The 18339-nt window shown below is 52.3% G+C and carries 13 protein-coding genes; 4 read left to right on the top strand and 9 right to left on the bottom strand.

Annotated features, from left to right (window positions below):
- Positions 1–77 precede the first annotated feature (77 nt).
- On the bottom strand, positions 78–2600 hold the full coding sequence (locus tag ACTUJZ_RS05910) for a TonB-dependent receptor (protein ID WP_463635364.1): 2523 nt from the start codon (positions 2598–2600) through the stop codon (positions 78–80).
- Between the two features lie 230 nt (positions 2601–2830).
- Here ACTUJZ_RS05910 and ACTUJZ_RS05905 point away from each other — a divergent pair, with 230 nt between their 5' ends.
- The gene (locus ACTUJZ_RS05905) at positions 2831–3523 is read left to right on the top strand and encodes a GGDEF domain-containing protein (protein ID WP_463635363.1); all 693 of its coding nucleotides are present in this window, start codon (positions 2831–2833) and stop codon (positions 3521–3523) included.
- 16 nt (positions 3524–3539) lie between these two features.
- Here the strand turns inward: ACTUJZ_RS05905 and epmA are convergent, their stop codons facing one another.
- Positions 3540–4514 carry an elongation factor P--(R)-beta-lysine ligase gene (gene epmA / locus ACTUJZ_RS05900; protein ID WP_463635362.1) on the bottom strand — a complete coding sequence of 325 codons (975 nt, stop codon included), beginning with the start codon at positions 4512–4514 and terminating at the stop codon, positions 3540–3542.
- 80 nt (positions 4515–4594) lie between these two features.
- Positions 4595–5164, bottom strand: a complete 570-nt coding sequence (gene efp, locus ACTUJZ_RS05895; protein WP_463635361.1) for an elongation factor P — start codon at positions 5162–5164, stop codon at positions 4595–4597.
- A gap of 36 nt (positions 5165–5200) precedes the next feature.
- Here efp and epmB point away from each other — a divergent pair, with 36 nt between their 5' ends.
- Entirely contained in the window at positions 5201–6238 is a 1038-nt protein-coding gene (gene epmB, locus ACTUJZ_RS05890; protein ID WP_463635360.1) for an EF-P beta-lysylation protein EpmB, read from the top strand.
- On the opposite strand, the gene ACTUJZ_RS05885 is transcribed toward epmB, so the two are convergent.
- A complete protein-coding gene (locus ACTUJZ_RS05885) occupies positions 6229–6426 on the bottom strand; it encodes a hypothetical protein (RefSeq protein WP_463635359.1) in 198 nt (65 codons plus the stop codon). The genes epmB and ACTUJZ_RS05885 overlap by 10 nt on opposite strands.
- Positions 6427–6529: 103 nt before the next feature.
- Here ACTUJZ_RS05885 and ACTUJZ_RS05880 point away from each other — a divergent pair, with 103 nt between their 5' ends.
- Positions 6530–6838 carry a hypothetical protein gene (locus ACTUJZ_RS05880; RefSeq protein WP_463635358.1) on the top strand — a complete coding sequence of 103 codons (309 nt, stop codon included), beginning with the start codon at positions 6530–6532 and terminating at the stop codon, positions 6836–6838.
- Between the two features lie 4 nt (positions 6839–6842).
- Here ACTUJZ_RS05880 and ACTUJZ_RS05875 read toward each other — a convergent pair whose 3' ends face one another.
- Positions 6843–8129, bottom strand: a complete 1287-nt coding sequence (locus tag ACTUJZ_RS05875; protein WP_463635357.1) for a hypothetical protein — start codon at positions 8127–8129, stop codon at positions 6843–6845.
- A gap of 62 nt (positions 8130–8191) precedes the next feature.
- Positions 8192–8872 carry an HAD family hydrolase gene (locus tag ACTUJZ_RS05870; RefSeq protein WP_463635356.1) on the bottom strand — a complete coding sequence of 227 codons (681 nt, stop codon included), beginning with the start codon at positions 8870–8872 and terminating at the stop codon, positions 8192–8194.
- A 214-nt stretch (positions 8873–9086) separates the two neighbouring features.
- Here ACTUJZ_RS05870 and ACTUJZ_RS05865 point away from each other — a divergent pair, with 214 nt between their 5' ends.
- Positions 9087–10244, top strand: coding sequence for a GGDEF domain-containing protein (locus ACTUJZ_RS05865; RefSeq protein WP_463635355.1), 1158 nt, complete (start codon positions 9087–9089; stop codon positions 10242–10244).
- A 21-nt stretch (positions 10245–10265) separates the two neighbouring features.
- On the opposite strand, the gene ACTUJZ_RS05860 is transcribed toward ACTUJZ_RS05865, so the two are convergent.
- The 3 genes from ACTUJZ_RS05860 to parE are packed head-to-tail and all read right to left on the bottom strand — an operon-like array spanning position 10266 to position 18242.
- Positions 10266–11744 (bottom strand): GAF domain-containing protein, encoded by a 1479-nt coding sequence (locus tag ACTUJZ_RS05860; RefSeq protein ID WP_463635354.1) that lies wholly within the window; start codon positions 11742–11744, stop codon positions 10266–10268.
- Positions 11745–11770: 26 nt separating this feature from the next.
- Entirely contained in the window at positions 11771–16300 is a 4530-nt protein-coding gene (locus ACTUJZ_RS05855; protein ID WP_463635353.1) for an EAL domain-containing protein, read from the bottom strand.
- A 49-nt stretch (positions 16301–16349) separates the two neighbouring features.
- Positions 16350–18242, bottom strand: a complete 1893-nt coding sequence (gene parE, locus ACTUJZ_RS05850; RefSeq protein WP_463635352.1) for a DNA topoisomerase IV subunit B — start codon at positions 18240–18242, stop codon at positions 16350–16352.
- Positions 18243–18339 lie beyond the last annotated feature (97 nt).

The raw sequence follows: 18339 nt of genomic DNA, 5'->3' as shown, positions 1-18339 counted from the left end.
GTCGGCAATAACTTGCGCCTGAGTATACCAGAGCAAAAAGCCCGGCTCATCCTGTCAGGTGGAGCCGGGAATGGAGATTAAAACAGTAAGCGGGCGCCGACGGTAAGATTACGACCCGGCAGCGGGGCACGGTCTTTTAAAAATGAGGTGTGAACGCGGGCTTCCTGATCAAACAGATTATCGCCGTGGGCAAAGACCACCCAGCGCCCACCCGGACCAGCCAGCTCATACTCCACTTTGGCGTTGACCAGGGTATAGCTGTCGGTGGCGGTTTCAAACGGCGCGATCAGGTCCTGGTTGTCGTAATAGGTCGCGCCGAACTCACCGCTTAGCTGATCTGCCTGGTACGATAGGGTTGCCCCCACCCGCAGCGGTGGCGTGCGTGGTAAATCCTGATTTTCCAGCTGAGCGCGGATCACATCACCAAAAACATCAACCCGCCAGTGGCTGTCTAAATTGACGTAGGCCTGCGCTTCCACGCCGTAGATATCGGCATCGGCTTGCTGAAAGACTAACACCGGTAAGCCTTCTTCTTCGCCTTCATGCTCTTCGTGCATGTCGTGCTCATCATGCTCGTTGTGCGAGGCATGCTCATCGTGTTCTTCATGCTCTTCATGCTCGCCTTCCAGGGCCATCAGGCCGCTGTCACGCTGGAAGATGTAGTTGTCCACCTGATTGTAGAAAAACGAGACCGTGTAACCCCAGTCACCGGTAAATTTGCGAAAGGTTAGATCCAGGTTGTTGCTGACTTCTTTGCTTACTCCGCCCAGGGTGTCGGCCAGCTCGCCGTCCTCGTCCAGGTCAAATACCAAGCCTACTTCGTAAGTCTGGGTGGCCAGGTGTTGACCGCCGGCAAACAGTTCCTGCAAGCTGGGCGCGCGCTCATTGCGCGACGCGGCGATGGCCATCGAATATCCTGGCTGGTATTCCCAGTTAGCGCCGGCTGACAGCGACACCGCGGTAAAATCATAGGCGTCAAAGTCGAAGCGTTGCAGCTCTTCATCATCATGATTGTCTGCGTGAGGGTCTTCTTCGTGATGACCTTCTTCATGGTGACCTTCCTCATGATGTGCACCGGTTTCCAGGTTCAATACTGTGCTGGCTGGATTATGCTGGGTGTGTTCCACCCGGCCACCCAGCTCCACGGTCACCTCATCAAACTGCTTTTGCTCAACGATGAACAATGCCGCCGAGTCACTTTCAGTACTCGGGGTAAAGGCTTCGGCGCCTATCGCCTGATAATCACTGGTGCTGCCCTGAAAACCAATCACGCCGTGCCAGCCAGCCACTTTGATATGGTTGGCAGTCAGCCGCATATTGGTGGACTGGTTACTAAACCGGGTGCCGACGGCCTCGCCTTCCAGCTCCACATGCTCATAATCGGTATGGGCCAGGCCCAGCTTGATATTGTTAAGACCCGGCAGCGGCGAATGCAGCTCACCGGCCAGCTGAAAACGAGTCATATCTACATCGATACGGGTATCGGCGTCGCCTACGGCTTCGTGCGCCTCATGCTCGTCGTGTTCTTCGTCATGCGTATCGTGTTCGTCGTGGTCTTCATCGTGCCCGGCGTGGCTGTCATGATGATGGTGGCCGGCTACCCCATAGGTGTTATCCAGTTTTTCCACCGAGAAGCCCAAAAAGCCTTCATCTTGCACATAGCTCAAGCCGGCCGTAAAATTGGTGGTTTCCATGTCGCTGTTTTCCAGCGTGCCGTACGGCTCATCCTCATCCGGCTGAGCTGAGGCAAAGCCGGGAATATCCACATCCTGGGTATCGCGGGCAAAGCCATCTACATGATACGCCCACGGACCCTGGCCGCCGGTGACATCCAGCTTACCAAATTTGCCATTATCCACTGTGGAATAGCGTACTTCGGCTTCACCTTCTAGCTGTCGCGGCACCTGCTTGGGAATGCGCTGGTCCACCACATTGACCACCCCGCCAATAGCACCACTACCGTACAGTAAGGTGGCCGGGCCACGCAGTACTTCAATCTGGGTAGCAGTGGCAGCGCTGGCCGCCACGTTGTGATCCGGCCCCACCCGTGAGACATCCGAGACATCCAGGCCATTTTGGACAATCTTGACCCGCGGACCGTCGTTACCCCGGATCACCGGACTACTGGCCACCGGGCCAAAATAGGTACTGTGCACCCCGGGGGTGTTTTTTAACGTTTCACCCAAGGTGGGCGCCTGCGCTTTGCGCAACGCATCAGCCCCTAACACCGACACCGGCGTGACGGACTCAAGGACGGAAGCCTGCATGGCGGTCGCGGTAACCAAAATATTTTCCACTGAAGCTGGGGTCAGCACAAAATCGACTTGCGGGTTGCCGGTGATGGGCCCCAGATCTTTATTACCATGCAAATAGGCTTCCGAGGCCACATGAATATGCACATCAGCAGCTGACACATTGGTCAGGGTATAGCGGCCATTTTCGTCGGTAGTCACTGTTTTACGCGAGCCTTCCACCGACACCGTGGCGCCGGCAACCGGCCGCCCCTGTTCATCGGTTACAGTACCAGTGACGGTATTGGCCCAGGCGGTTGAAGAAGCTGCTGCCAGCATGCTGGCGGCCAGTAACGATTGCTTAAACATAATGCGCGTTTTACCCTGTAAAATAACTATCTATGTGATGTTATAACATTTTTGCGTGTTGCCGGTGGAATGTCAACGGTTGTTTAACCTTGCGAGGCGGCTATTAGACGTTTTGATGATATAGATTAAATTGCATAAAAAACCAGCCATGCTAGTATTTTATGAAGAATTAGGGGGTGGAATGAGCGGCAGTGAGCCATGTTCAACGCTGCCGTAACTGGAAGTAAACTATGATGTTTGATGTAGTGCTGGCCGGGATGCAAAGTGCAGGGGTGGCCGGCACCGAGCAAGGCATGGGTATTGGCTGGCTGGTGGCCGCCGCGCTTAGTGGCGTACTGGGAAGTGCGTGCGGGCTGTTGGCCTGGCGCAATAGTCGCTATCGGGCGGAGATCCAGCGCCTGACCCGTCATGACAGCCTCACCGGTATATTAAATCGCAGCAGCGCCTTGTTGTTACTGGAAAGCGAAATTGAGCGGGTCGCCCGTTATCAAACCGCCTTATCCGTTGCCCTGATTGATCTGGATTTTTTCAAACAAATTAACCACGAATACGGTTACCGGGTTGGCGATGAAGTGCTGCAGACCTTTTGCCGTCAGGTCAGTGAACGCATCCGCAAAACAGATATCTTTGGCCGGCACGGTGGCGAGGTATTTATTTTGGGCATGCCGGGTACCTCGCCGAGCCTGGCCAACCTGGTGTTAAACGATGTGTTGCGTCAGGCGCTGGCCTTGCATCTGCCTCACTGTCCGGGCATTCAGGGTATCAGTTTTTCCGCCGGCTTGGTGCATGTGCATCACAAAGCGCCACTGCAGGAAATTTTGCAGCAATGCCACAGCCTGCTCGCCCAGGCCCAGACACGCGGCCACAAACAGTTGGTTTCTGCACGGCAAATCCCGCAAACAGCCACCGCCTATCCAGCCTGATCAAGCTTACAGCGGGTCAGGCCCGGCTAACCGGAAAATTCAGTACCTCGTGAATGTGCGCCGCATCCAGTTTGAGCATCAATAGGCGATCGATACCCAATGCCACGCCGGCACAGTCTGGCAGGCCGCTGTGTAGCGCCGCCAACAGGTGCTCATCCACCGGCCGCTCGGGCAGGCCCTGTGCACGACGCTGCTGATTATCCGCCACAAAGCGCTGGCGCTGTTCATCCGCATCGGCCAGCTCGTAAAACCCATTGGCCAGCTCAATGCCGCGATAATACACCTCAAACCGGTCAGCCACCCGCGGGTCGACCTGGTTGATCCGCGCCAGTGCCGCCTGGCTGGCCGGAAAGCTGTGAATAAAACAAGGTACATCCTGTCCTATGGCCGGCTCTACCGCCTGGCTGAACAATAACTGCAACAAGGCATCGCGACTTAAGGTCTCGGGGGCATCAATATCAATGCCATGGGCCGGCAATGCGGCTATCAAGTCAGCATCCGAGGTGCTCAACGCATCCAGCCCTGTATACTGCTGCAGCGCCTGCTGGTAACTAAGCATGCGGGACGGGCCAGTTTTCAGAGCGGCCTGCAACAGGCTGTCGACCTCGCTCATGAGCTCCACATGGCTAAAGCCAGGGCGGTACCATTCCAGCATGGTAAATTCAGGATTATGCCAGCGCCCTTCTGGCTCATGCCGAAACGCCTTACTTATTTGATAAATGGGCCCGCTGTGGGCGCACAACAGGCGCTTCATGGCATATTCAGGGGATGTTTGCAGATACAATGGGCTGGCCTGGCCGCGATGGTCAGGATCAAAGGGCGCGATCAACGGATCCAGATGCACATCGGTGACCGTGGCATGGCTAAGCGCCGGCGTCTCAACTTCCAGCACCTCGCGCTTGTAAAAAAATTCTCGGATGGTGCGCAGTAAGGTAGCGCGGGCCTGCCGTGCGGCCTGATTGGCACAAGGCTGCCAAAGTGCTGATGGCATAGTGGGGATACCGGTAAAAGCGAAGAGAGAAAAGCGTCAGGCAACGCGGCCGCATTGCCTGAGCTAGCTGGCAGTGCAGCTTATTTTTGCACCCGCGACACATACTCGCCGGAGCGGGTGTCGACTTTGATTACTTCACCGGTTTGCACAAACAGTGGGACACGGACCACCGCGCCTGTGCTTAGGGTGGCAGGTTTACCGCCGGTGCCAGCAGTATCGCCTTTGAGACCCGGATCAGTTTCGGTGATTTCCAGCTCAACAAAGTTAGGCGGGGTCACCGTGATGGGCGCGCCATTCCACAATGTGATGGTGCACACATCGTTTTCTACCAACCATTTTTTATTCTCGCCAACCGCTTTTTCATCCGCCGCGATTTGTTCGAATGTTTCGTTGTTCATAAAGTGGTAGAATTCGCCATCGGTGTACAGGTAGGCCAGTTCTGTATCCAGAACATCTGCTGCCTCAACAGATTCACCAGAGCGGAAGGTTTTTTCCAGCACTTTGCCAGAAATCAGTTTACGAATCTTAACCCGGTTAAAGGCCTGGCCTTTGCCTGGCTTAACATATTCGTTTTCCATGATGTTACAAGGTTCGCCGTCCAACATGATTTTCAGGCCACCTTTAAACTCGTTCGTGCTGTAATTAGCCATAAGTCCTCTGCTAAAACATAAGGTGTGAAACACAAAGTGGCCCAAATAATACCTAAAAATCGGTTGACTGTAGAGCATAACTGGCAAAAAGAGTTGGCCAGCAGTTTTACAGACCCGGTCAAATTACTCGAATACCTGCAGCTGGATACTGCCAGCCTGGCCCACCATGGGACTGCCCGGCGGCTATTCAGTATGCGGGTTCCGCGGCATTTCGCCAGCCTGATGGAAAAAGGCAACTGGGACGATCCCTTGTTGCGCCAGGTGATGCCGCATACCGACGAATTTACCGAAGCGCCGGGCTTTAGTGCCGACCCGCTGGCCGAACATGAAACCGCCGGCAAAGGCTTGCTGCATAAATACCAAAGTCGGGTGTTGCTGATTGTGCGCGGCGGCTGTGCGGTAAATTGTCGCTATTGTTTTCGCCGCCATTTTCCCTATGCTGACAATGCGGTCAGTCGCCGTCAGTGGCAGGATGCGCTGGATTATATTGCCGCGCACCCGCAGGTCAATGAAGTGATTTATTCGGGCGGAGACCCGCTGATGGCCAAAGATGACTTTTTGGCCTGGCTGACCAGCCAGCTTGATGCCCTGCCTCAGCTTACCCGCTTACGGATCCACAGCCGCTTGCCGGTGGTACTGCCTGAGCGGATCGATAATGCCTTTATCGAGTGGATCACCACCACCCGGGTCAAACCCATTCTGGTGCTGCATATCAATCATGCCAATGAAGTCAGCGCCGAGCTGGCCGCGCGGCTCAAGCCTTTGCGCGACGCCGGTGTGACCATTTTGAATCAGGCGGTACTGCTGAAAGGGATTAATGATAGCGCGACTGCTCAGGTGGCACTGAGTGAAGCCTTATTTGCCGCTGGCATTCTGCCGTATTATCTGTTTTTGCTGGATAAGGTACAGGGCGCCGCCCATTTTGAGGTCGCCGAAGAAGACGCGCGCAGTATGATGCATGAGGTGATTAGCCAGTTGCCCGGCTTTTTGGTGCCGCGGCTGGCACGGGAAATTGGCGGGCAGCCGGGCAAAACCCCGGTGGATTTACAGCTGCCCGCCGCCGCTCAGGCGTAGGTGTCTATCTGACCACCTAGTGCGGGGTTGGCCGAGGAGGCCGGCGGGGCCACTTCTGCTGCCGAGGCTAACAGCCCCAGGGCCGCTTGCCCTTCCTGCTCCTGCTGGTTTTTGGCCAGCTTGAGTGACGCCAGTTCCAACGCGGCGCTGGTACTGGCTGCGCCACTTGCGCCTTGCAGATCCATCATCGTCTCCTTGTGCTGCTTGTGACATCAGTCAAAAGCAGGCAAAATTGCCCGCTTCTTCTGGTTATCGGCCAGATTGAACCAAACTTTAGATAATGAGGTGTACATGCAAGCGGTTCATGCCCAGCTGCAGGAAACCATCCAGGCGCTGTATCGAAAAGCGGTGGATGCCGACAATAAACTGGACCAGCTCCAACAGGCGCAACAGGGTAAGTTCAGCGCTATCTTTGCTCAGGACAGCGGCTTTCGCACGCAATCCAAACGGTTTACCCCGTATGTGCAGGAAATTGCTGAAGACTGGCAACAGCTAAAAGATATGGACGAAGACACGGCCAAAGAAGCCCTGCCGCTCTTGGTCGCCAAGTTACAGCAGGCGCTGGAAACCATTACCCAGTTTCAGCAGTCATTAAAATAACCTGCTAGGGCGATAGCTGATACAGAGGCAACGCAGCCAGACGCTGGCGAATACGCGCCACTTCGTCCAGATAGGCCTGGCTGTCGACCTTATCAAAGCGCTGCACAAATTCCTGCTTACTTAAGCCTTCGGTCAACCCATCGATAGTAGGCATATACAGCGCTTCGTCAGCAGCCCGGGCCAGCATATCCTGCGCTTCTAGTGCGGTCGCCGCGTCACCTAATACCCGACCCAGCTCCACCCCGGCCAAATCAGCGGTGAGATCCACAAAACTGTAACCCGAGCCGCCCATAGCACGGTCCATCAATTCCTTAAATTCGCCCACCGCCACCGACACATTTTGCTCACTGAGCATTTGCAGTGCTGCCGAGATAATAAAATGCCGGGCCAAATCATTGCGGCCACGCAGCAGCGCCGGTGCCGCCGGTTTTAAGGCGTGCTCAGTATCAGGCTGCACATCGCCTACCAGATTGGCGATGCGGTGATGACCTAAAAAGATCGCCAGCGCCAGCACCGCAGCTTTGTTATGCAGTACGGCATTATCCGGGGTGCTTTGTTCTCGGGCCCGGGCCATAATCAAATTCAGATACCGATGAAAAGGCTGCGGGCGCTTTTTTAAGGCAATGTCGCGCCCGGCGATGTAACGTAAGTAATAGGCGGTATGCTGGGTCAGCGCGTCCGGGTCCTGGGTGTCCAGGCCCGCGCGGATCAGGTTGAGCTGCTCTAAAAAGCTGTGCATGGGACGAATTTTTACCGCCACCTGCTGATTGTGCATGGCCACCCCGGCCACCTGATGCACTGCCTGGCTGCCAATATGGCTGTCGGTATAGATATTGAGCGCGGTTTTGGCCAGATATACCGCCCAGTTACCGGGCAGGGTGAGACTGCCTATCTGCACATAGTCCACCACCAGTTTGTCGGCCGGTAAGATGCGCACCGCCAGGTTCAGGTACGCGGTGCCCAGATTGCTGGGTAAGGCGATACTGGCCGCCACCCGACCGTCATCATCACTGATTTGCACATCGCCGTGAATATGTGGCGTGGCGCGCTGCACAAAACCGATAAGACTTTGCACCTGCTGTTGGCTGACCACAATCACATGCGATTCATGGCGCTCTTCAATACTGACGCGCACCTGTTGCAACAGTTTTTTGACCGTATCGGCATCGCTGATTTGCTGCGACGCATCGGCTTGCACTGCGGGCCGCAGGTCTATGACTAAGATCCCCAACACTACAACAGTCAACAGCAGCAGGCTAATCAGCCAGCCTATAAATCGAAATACCGCCAAGCTTGCTATCCGGTTAATACAATGAACGCGTATTTTTGGCGATCATCGGGTAAAATTCAATCTCAATGTTTGGCCGGCCATTCGCAGGCCAGCCATGCGGCCAATGAGCGATGCTGCACACTGGCCTGGCTGAAATCATGATTTTGGCTGTTGGGCCCCGGGATCGCCACACATGCCAGCTGGGCCGCCCGAGCTGCCTGTACCCCATGCATGGTGTCTTCCACGGCCACCGCCTGCTGCGGTGTTAGCTGCATCTGCGACAACGCCAACTGATAACACTCAGGGGCTGGCTTGCCCTGCCTGACATCCTCAGCGGCTACTACCGTTTCGATCAGATGGTGCAGTCCATAGCAAGACAAGGTGCGCTCCACCGCCAGGCGGCTGCCCCCGGTCACAATGGCCAGGCGGTAACCCGCCCCGGCACAGCGCTGCAGCGTGGCTGTGGCATCCGGCATCAGGGCAAACGCCTGCTGCTGTAAAAACTGCCGGGTGGCCTGGTGTTTTTGTTCGGCCAGGTCAGCCGCGCGAACAGACAAACCAAACTGGTGCACCAGATCCTCGGCTTCCTGCGCCACCGGAATGCCGGCCATGGTGTCATTGTAAAATGCCCGCGACAGCTCGACACCATGACCCTGTAACAAGCGGTGCCATAACTCATAATGACTGGTTTCAGAATCAATCAGTGTGCCATCATGGTCAAACAAAATGGCCTGGGTGGCAGAAGAAAGCACAGCCTGAGTCACGTTATAATCCTTACATCAACAGCAGACCGGTTTATACGCAAACAGCCGCAGATTGTTCAGCCTGGCGCACTGTATCGACTGTGAAACCCCGATTTCAGCCTATGCAAGCCATTTTTTTGTTGCATTTTTTTGCCCACTCATGCATTTTAGTGAGTCATCATTCGGGAAGAACACCCGCGCCATTTTAGCTGTTTTTTGACAAAGGATTGTCTGTTTGGATAGCTTTACTCTGCTGGTATGCACCCTGCTTATCAGTATATTAATGAGCCTGGCCATGCTGGCGTTATTTTTTACCAGTCCCCGGGACACCGCCATTGCCGACTGGTTTGGCGGCATTTTTGCATTTTGTTTGTGCAGCTGTTTTGCGGCCCTCAGCATCTATGCGCTGCCCGATACCTGGCTGTTACCTGCGTTAGCCAACTCGTTTTTTGTGGCTGGCCATGCTTTAGTGTTAAGCGGCATCACCCGCTATGTACGCAAACAACCTGCTTATGCCACTGTGCTGGGCGCCAGTGTGCTGGCGTTTATCTTACATTTAACCCCTTTGGCGCAAGCCGGCATCGAATATCGCATTTTGTTTATGCATCCGATATTACTGGTGCTCAGCCTCGCCAGCGTGCGGCTGCTATGGCAAAAACATCAACGCCACGATGCCATCGGCGTACTGCCTCTGATCGCAATATTAAGTGTGCATATTTTTCAGCTGACGTTGCGTGCGGTAGCCTTGTTACTGGATCAGGTGGGTATCACCCTGCTTAGCAATGACGTGATTTTTGAATCCGGGTCATTGTTTATGGTGGTATATCTGATTGCCATGGCCATGGGGTTTGCGTTTTTAATTACCTGGGAAAAAGAACAAGCCCTGCACCGCTTTTCCATTACCGATAACCTGACCGGTTGGCTGAACCGCCATGGCCTGCAAAAAACCGCGCCAAAGCTGTTGCAACGCTGCGCAGAGCACAGCCAACCTCTGGCCATTGTGGTGTTGGATGTGGACTATTTCAAAGCTATCAATGATACCTACGGCCACACCGTGGGCGATAATGTGCTGGTGCATATCACCCAGGTGGCACGGGCAGTGACCCGCGAGCATGAACATTGTTATCGCCTGGGTGGCGAAGAGTTTGCCTTGGTGCTAGCTGATTGTGACCAGAGCACAGCGCTAGCGGTGGCAGAGCGGATCCGGCAAGCTATCGCCGCTCAGCCGTATGAAGATGACAATGACACCATTCGTACCTCGGCCAGCTTTGGCGTTGCGGTGGTTCAGGCCAGCCAGGTCAACCACTGGGAGCAGGTGTTGCAGCAAGCTGACCAGGCGTTGTATCAGGCCAAAGCCAATGGCCGCAACCGTGCATGCGTATATGCTGCCTGATAAGCAGCAATGATTTTGGGGTTACAGCAAAAATTTATCGGCTCGACTTAATATTACTGCGCGAACTTTTTTAGCCAGCAGTTGGTCTTTCTTGCTCCATTCGCCACAGGCTTCCCCCCGTACTTCAGTCCATTTTTTAAAAGAGGACCGTGGCGTAAGCACTCCCGCACTGTCTGCTTTTTGCAAAGATTTGTCCGGATTGCCGGCCCATTCGGTATACTGGGCTTCAGGCAATCGAAACGAATAGCACCGCAAGGCCCGCGTTTCGAAATTAGGTTTGATTGCCAGTACCCCACGAATGCTATCATCCGAAAAATCTTCACCGTACTGCTCCATGACATTTTGAGTAGCAAATATATAGTCGGAGAAATCATTCTTTATCTGGCGGTCCAGTTTCTCTAACAAGGCCTCATCTATTTTTTGCCCGGCCTGGTGCCAGGTATCATTGAAAAAGACAGCGGTGGTCGAGCTATTCAGCTCGTCTTTGAGCATATTTGCAAGCTGCTGACAGCTTTGCTCAGTATCATCATTTTTAATAACATTTGCGATGCGATCTACAATATCATTAACCGAGGAAAGCAATGCTAGCCGCTGTCGTGAGCGATAGGTGTTAAACAAAGTGCAAAAATGTCGCACCAACTTTTCAGCCGTGTTGCGAGTCTGCAAATCTAAAAAAAGTGGGCTGGGATCATGACATGCTACGATCCCCCAAAGTTTACCGGAAATAATCAGCGGGATTGAAAATGACGCGCCGACCTGCATATTTTTGAGATATTGAATATGTACTGGCGACACACTACGTAAATCAGACCAGGTTAAGTCCGGAGGCGAATCATTTAACCCAACAATGTCAGCAGGTGATTCATCCACATTGGGTATAATTCTTGAGGGATTCTGGAAATAAAGACGACGCGCGATGTCGGGAATATCCGATGCGGGAAATTTCAGCCCCACATAACTTTCCATTTCATCACTGCCGGATTCTGCTACCACCTCGCCTGACCAGTCTGATTCGAATCGATGAAGCATCAGTCGCTGAAAAGGTAAGATGCTATTTAACGTAGTTAGAAGTTGATTGAAGTAGTCCTGCTCCTCCCAATTGCTAGAGGACGGTGGGTAAAGCTCCGCCTCCAGAGCGAGATAGGGAATGTTGGAGGCCGGACTCTCATGTTCCAGCTCCACTACCACCGCCCCCTCACTGCGAATCAGCCGTACATGACACTGTTGGCCGTCTACCTCATGATGAAAATGCACACTGCGCTGGCCAGGCTGATTATCCAGGCCGGCCAGCATATCTTCGGTCAGCCAGCTCAGGGTATTGATGGTATCGCCCACCAGGGTACTGGCCTTGCGCCGGGTAAATAGGTCGATATTGCTGCTCACATGAGTGATGGTCAATGAGGCTTCATCAAACACCAGTAGCGCGCCAAATTGTTGGATTTGTCCGGATAAGTGCAATTGCTCTTTTTCACAATTGGCTAGTAACTGCTCTACATCCATGCGATTTCCTGTTTTAGAATCTATTATTAATCTGCCAAGACATTGCTGGGCTGCACCGACAGCATATCGGCTAACTGATTACTGCCTTTGGGTTTATACAAATAAAAACCCTGCACAATTTCACAATTTTCTTCTTTAAGCACCTGTAGCTGGGCTTCAGTCTCTACACCCTCGGCAATCACCTGCAAACCCATGGCATTGGCCATACGGATAATGGCCAGCGCTACCGCGCGGTCATCTTCGTTATCCGCGATACCTTTGATAAAGCTTTTATCAATCTTCACTTCCTGAATCGGCAATTTGCGCAGCTGCGATAGCGATGAATGGCCTACCCCAAAGTCATCGACACTCAGGGTAATGCCCATATTTTTAAGTTTATTCAATTCGGCCAGCAAAATATCGATGCGTTCAGCCAGTGCGCTTTCGGTAATTTCCAGTTTGAGGCTGCGAGGCGCAATGCTGTATTTTTTCATTAGCTGCTCTAAGCGAGTCGCAAAGCGCTCGTCTTTTAACTGCTTGACCGACACATTGATGGCCACCTTAGGCAACTGCACGTTGTCTTTGCGCCAGGCCTGCATTTGCTCAAATACCAGCTCAATGGCGTGAATGCCCACCTCTTCAATCAGCCGGCCCTTTTCAGCCACTTCAATAAAGCGTAAGGCCGAGGTGTCTCTTAATGCCTCATTTGTGCAGCGCAGCAACGCTTCTACACCCACAATGGCACCAGAGGCCACTTCCACCTGCGGCTGAAAATCAATATGAAACTGGCCTTTAACCAGCGCATCGCGCAGCGCCTGCTCGATATCCAGTTTATTGTCGGCTTCCTGCTTCATTTCCTCGGTGAAAAACTGATACTGATTGCGGCCCTGCTCTTTGGCACGATACATCGCAGTATCGGCATTTTTAAGCAGGGTAAAATTGTCTTCACCATCTTCGGGAAACACTGCGATACCCAGGCTGGCCGAGGCAAACAGCGTATGCTCGTTGATTTCAAACGGTGCATTAATAGTATTGATGATGCGGCTGGCTATCTGGTCAATCTCATCAATGGTGTCCGCCTGCAAAATCGCCACAAATTCATCGCCCCCCATGCGCGCCAGCAAATCGGTATCGCGAATGCATTTTTGCAAACGGCGGGTGACTTGTTTTAACAGCAGATCACCGATATTGTGGCCCAGGCTGTCATTGATCTTTTTAAAGTCGTCCAGGTCAAAAAAGACCACGGCACTTAAATAATCCTGACGCCGGGCATTGCTCAACATCAGTTCCAGCCGCTCCATCAGCACATTGCGGTTGGGCAGCTTGGTCAGCTCATCGTGGGTGGCCAAAAATTCAATTTTTCGCTGCACACTTTTGATTTCATTGACATCACTGTAGCTCAGCACATAATTTATGTGCTTGCCTTCGGCATCTTTTACTGCGTTGATGGTCAGCCACAAGGTCAGGGTGCTGCCATCCTTGGCCAGGTTAATGACCTCGCCCTGCCAATAAGCATGTTCATCCAACTGGGCGCGAATACCCTCAAAAAAAGATTCGCTGTGCTCATCGGCAGCCAGATCCCGCGGGCTTTTACCCATCAGTTCATTAAGCTCAAAACCGGTCAGTTCGGTAAAGGCCTCATTAGAGGTGATGATCTTTTTGCTTTCATCGGTGATCAGGATGGCTTCGCCACTGCGATCGAACAATTTGCCGGCCAGTTTAAGCTGCTCATTAGCATGGCGAGCCCGAGTAATATCATTAGCCTGAGTACAAATGGATTTGACGGTGCCATCACTGTCAAAGATCGGAAACCGCACCGCATCAAGCACCTGGCGACCGCCATCCGCTTCAAACTCATCTACCGTGCGCACTGGCGCCAGAGAGCGCATGGTATCCAAATCTTTTTCGCGCAGGCTACGGGCCACTTCGCGGCTAAAAAGGTGGTTGTCGGTTTTGCCCAGCACCTCATCAGCGCTTAGGTCAAAGATCTCTTCAAACCGTGCATTGACAAACTCATAGCGGCCAGAACTGTCTTTTAAGGCTATTACCGACAAGGAATTATTCATGATAGACAACAGCTGGTCCTGGTTTTTCTCCACATCTTCATGGGCTTTAACCAGCTCAGAGTTATCAATAATAACCAGGATGGCCCCAGTGGTTTTGTTTTTGGCATTGACTAACGGGGTAATGAACAGGTTCAGCGTTTCCCGTTCGCTGGGCTTGATGATGATATTGAGCTTACCACCACTTTTCATGGTGGATTTAAGCCGGTTATCAATGTCGATAAAATATTCTGGCAGATTCAACTGCGAAATAGGCTTATGGTAAATGCCATTATTGAGATGATATTTGCGATTGGCCGCATCGTTAGTGCGATTAAGTTTTAAATTCTCATCAAAGATAAACAATGGAAAGTCCAGGGTGTCATACACACTTTCCAGTTCGCTGTTAATGGCCGATAACTCAGCAGATTTGCGCATGCTTTCTTCATTAACGCTGATCAGCTCTTCGTTGGTGGCCTGCAATTCTTCGTTGGTGGCTTCGAGCTCTTCATTGTTAGCTTGTAGCTCTTCATTGGCGGCCTGCACTTCTTCATTCAGCGCCTGCATTTCTTCAGCCGAGGCGGCCATTTCTTCGGTCAGAGTTTGCAACTGTTCGCGGGCTGCAATGAGCTCGGCCACATCGGCATTTTCGGTGTCGTATTCGTCCTGATTGATCTCGGTGTGTTCAGCGTCGGCGTTGCGAAAATTGACGATAAACAAATCGGCTTCGTTCTGGTCCAGCGGCACCACTGACAACTTATAATAATGATCTGGGTCCTCAGCCACCTGCCGGGGCCGGCTGGTAATGGTTTCGCCATCACGCTTGGCTTTATTGAAAGCAGAAATCAATTCAGCGGAAAATTCAGAAGTGATCAACTTAGACAGGTTCAGCTCGGGCGCGCCAGAAGGAAATTTCACAAACGCGCGCAGGTCGCCCCGCGAATGCAGAATATTAAAGCGCGAATTAATAAGGATACTCGGGCCAAATTCTTTGATCAGCGTTTCATTAAACAGCCGCTCATAACTGCTGGAGGTTGATTCTTTGGCGCGAGTGGGGGTGATTACCCCTTTAAGCATGCGCGGCACGGCCGGGCGCTTAGAAGTTTCGCTAACTTTAAAAATCCGGCTGCGACGGTCCACAGCCACAAAATATTCTTCTTTGAGGCCAATGGATTCGGATTTGCCTAAAAATAAAATACCGGAGTCCACCAGTGAATAGCGGAATAACGACAACACCCGCTGTTGCAACTCGGTATTAAAATAAATCATTACATTGCGAAAGGAAATCATATCCAGATGCAAGAAGGGCGGATCCCGGGTGATATCCTGACGCGAGAAGGTGATGACATCGCGTAGCGCTTTTTTGGGCTGATAGGCATCGTCTTCAAACTTGAAATATTTTTCAACTAAAGCCGAATCAACACTGCTGACAGAGTGTGCCGAATAATTACCTTTGCGTGCGATAGCCAGGGCCTGCTCATCAATGTCAGTACCAAACACCTGCAGAGTCAGTTCTTTGTCCTGGCGGTTGAGCTCTTCTAAAAACAGCATGGCGATTGAGTAAGCTTCTTCGCCGGTGGCGCAGCCCGCTACCCAGACGCGCAGGTTTTCCCCGCGCTTTTTGCCTTCGACGATGTCTGCTACAAAATTGCGCACCGATTTGAAGGCTTCTTTATCCCGGAAAAAGTTAGTAACAGAGATCAGCAGTTCTTTGGACAAGGCCTGCACTTCGTCCGGGTCTTTTTTCAGCTGCTTAAGATAATTATCCAAGTTATCATTGTCAGTGGCTATAAGCCGTCGGTTAACGCGACGCAGCAAGGTGGAAGGTTTGTAAAAGCTAAAATCGATTTTAGTGGTTTCACGCACCACATCAAACATCTCATTCATCAGCCGGTCACGATCTTCATCGGACTTCGGGAAAAAACTTTCCACAATATTGCTGGTGAACGAGGCGATTTCCTGACCAATCTCATCCGGTGACAATACCCGGTCTACCTCCACGGCTTTAAGCGACGCTGAGGGCATGCCATCATATTTGGCGGTTTCCGGGCTTTGCACAATGGCAAAACCGCCGGCACTTTTGATGGTGCGCAATCCACGCGAACCATCACTGCCGGTGCCTGACAGCACAATACCAATACTGTGATCACCGAGCTCTTCGGCCAGTGATTCAAATAAAATATTAACAGAAGGCTTGGGCGAGATTTCCTCAGGCTTTTCTTCCAGTTTCAGACGGCCGTCACGATACACAATGTGATAGCCGGGCGGGCCCACATAGACGGTGTTTTTGTCCACCACCATATTCTGGCTGATTTCTTTGACGGTGTATTTGGTTTCTCGAGCCAGAATATCTGACATCTGGCTTTTATGGCTGGGCGATAGATGCTGGGCAATCACCAAACTCGCATTTACATCTTCAGGCAGGTTGGAAACCAGGCTGATCAAGGCCTCAATACCGCCCGCTGATGAGCCGATGCCAGCAATAAAGGGCACAGGCTGCGAATTATCTTTATCAGGTGAAGCTGATTTTTCCATAGAGGTTCGATTTCCGGTAATAATTTCTCACCAGCCTTGCCAGCTGATATTAAATAACTTCTGCTTTGTCGCCCTTGCTTTCCAGCCAGGCCCGTCTATCGCCACTGCGCTTTTTCGCCAGTAACATATCCATCAGTTCCAGCATGTCGCTAGCATCTTCCACGGTCAGCTGTACCAGCCGCCGGGTGTTGGGGTCCATGGTGGTTTCCCGCAACTGCATCGGGTTCATCTCGCCCAAGCCTTTAAACCGCTGCACATTGATTTTGCCACGTTTTTTCTCGGCTTCAATGCGATCTAAAATGCCTTGTTTTTCACTTTCATCCAGGGCATAAAACACTTCTTTACCCACATCTATACGAAATAATGGTGGCATGGCCACATACACATGACCCTGCTCTACCAGCGTCGTAAAATGGCGCACAAATAGCGCGCACAGCAAGGTTGCAATATGCAGGCCGTCTGAGTCAGCATCGGCCAGAATACAAATCTTGCCATAGCGTAGTCCGCTTAAGTCGGTAGAGCCCGGGTCAATCCCCAGCGCCACCGAAATATCATGAATTTCCTGCGAGCCTAACACCTGCGAAGAATCCACTTCCCAGCTGTTTAGAATCTTACCGCGCAGCGGCATGATAGCCTGAAATTCCCGATCTCTGGCTTGTTTTGCCGATCCTCCGGCTGAATCACCTTCTACCAAAAATAGCTCAGAATAGTTTATATCCTGCGACGAACAGTCGGTGAGCTTCCCCGGCAATGCCGGCCCCTGAGTGACTTTTTTACGCGCCACTTTTTTATTCTGACGCATGCGGCGCTGGGCATTGCTGATACACATCTCGGCCAGACTTTCAGCGATGGCGGTATGCTGGTTCAGCCACAGACTGAAGGCGTCTTTGACCACTCCGGACACAAATGCCGAGGCCTGGCGCGAGGACAACCGTTCTTTAGTCTGGCCGGCAAACTGCGGGTCCTGCATCTTAGTGGATAAAATATAGGTACAGCGATCCCAGATATCATCCGGGCTCAGTTTGACACCGCGTGGCAACAGATTGCGAAATTCACAAAATTCGCGCATGGACTCGAGCAGGCCCTGGCGCAAACCATTAACATGGGTACCACCCTGGGCTGTGGGAATCAGGTTCACATAGCTTTCGGTGACCAGCTCGCCGCCTTCAGGCAACCACATCACTGCCCAGTCGGCCGCCTCGGTATTGCCACTAAAAGCGCCTACAAACGGCTCATCCTCAGGAATGGTCGGGTATTGCTCCACCGCCTGATACAAATAGTCCTTTAGACCATCTTCGAAATACCATTCATAGGTCTCTTTAGTGACCTTGTTATCAAATTTAATGCGTAAACCGGGGCACAACACTGCTTTGGCGCGTAAATTGTGGATCAGGCGCGAAGCGGAGAATTTGGCCGAGTCAAAATATTGCGGGTCGGGCCAAAAGTGCACCCGGGTGCCGGTATTACGCTTGCCACAGCTGTCGATAACCCGTAAATCCTGAGTTTTATCGCCATGAGCAAAATCAATCTGATACACAGTCGCATCACGGCGGATAGTCACCTCAACTTTGCTGGACAGCGCGTTGACCACCGAAATACCCACCCCGTGCAGACCACCGGAAAAGGCATAATTTTTGTTGGAGAACTTACCGCCGGCATGCAGCTTGGTCATAATGAGTTCGACCCCGGAGATTTTTTCTTCCGGGTGGACATCCACCGGCATGCCGCGGCCATCATCAGTCACTTCCAGTGACTGATCTTCGTGCAAAATCACCTTAATATTGGTGGCATGCCCGGCCAGGGCTTCATCCACACTGTTATCAATAACTTCCTGACCAAGATGATTGGGACGCATGGTATCGGTATACATACCCGGCCGGCGCTGAACGGGTTCTAGTCCGTTAAGTACTTCAATTGCTTCAGAATTATAATTGTTTGTCATATCTTTTTTTATTACTTCACAAAGAGTCACAGTGCCGCCCGCGTAGCCCGTGGGCTACAGCGATCTCGCCCAACATTTTTAGGCCAGAAGACGATAG

The sequence above is a fragment of the Alteromonas sp. WD8-37 genome (genome assembly GCF_055326825.1).
Note: the sequence above shows the minus strand (reverse complement) of the source record. Positions and strands in the feature narration are given on the sequence as shown.

Coding starts and splice junctions, on each gene's coding strand:
- ACTUJZ_RS05910 (WP_463635364.1), bottom strand. CDS start 2,600: ATGTTTAAGCAATCGTTACTGGCCGCCAGCATGCTGGCAGCAGCTTCT.
- ACTUJZ_RS05905 (WP_463635363.1), top strand. CDS start 2,831: ATGATGTTTGATGTAGTGCTGGCCGGGATGCAAAGTGCAGGGGTGGCC.
- epmA (WP_463635362.1), bottom strand. CDS start 4,514: ATGCCATCAGCACTTTGGCAGCCTTGTGCCAATCAGGCCGCACGGCAG.
- efp (WP_463635361.1), bottom strand. CDS start 5,164: ATGGCTAATTACAGCACGAACGAGTTTAAAGGTGGCCTGAAAATCATG.
- ACTUJZ_RS05885 (WP_463635359.1), bottom strand. CDS start 6,426: ATGATGGATCTGCAAGGCGCAAGTGGCGCAGCCAGTACCAGCGCCGCG.
- ACTUJZ_RS05880 (WP_463635358.1), top strand. CDS start 6,530: ATGCAAGCGGTTCATGCCCAGCTGCAGGAAACCATCCAGGCGCTGTAT.
- ACTUJZ_RS05860 (WP_463635354.1), bottom strand. CDS start 11,744: ATGGATGTAGAGCAGTTACTAGCCAATTGTGAAAAAGAGCAATTGCAC.
- ACTUJZ_RS05855 (WP_463635353.1), bottom strand. CDS start 16,300: ATGGAAAAATCAGCTTCACCTGATAAAGATAATTCGCAGCCTGTGCCC.
- parE (WP_463635352.1), bottom strand. CDS start 18,242: ATGACAAACAATTATAATTCTGAAGCAATTGAAGTACTTAACGGACTA.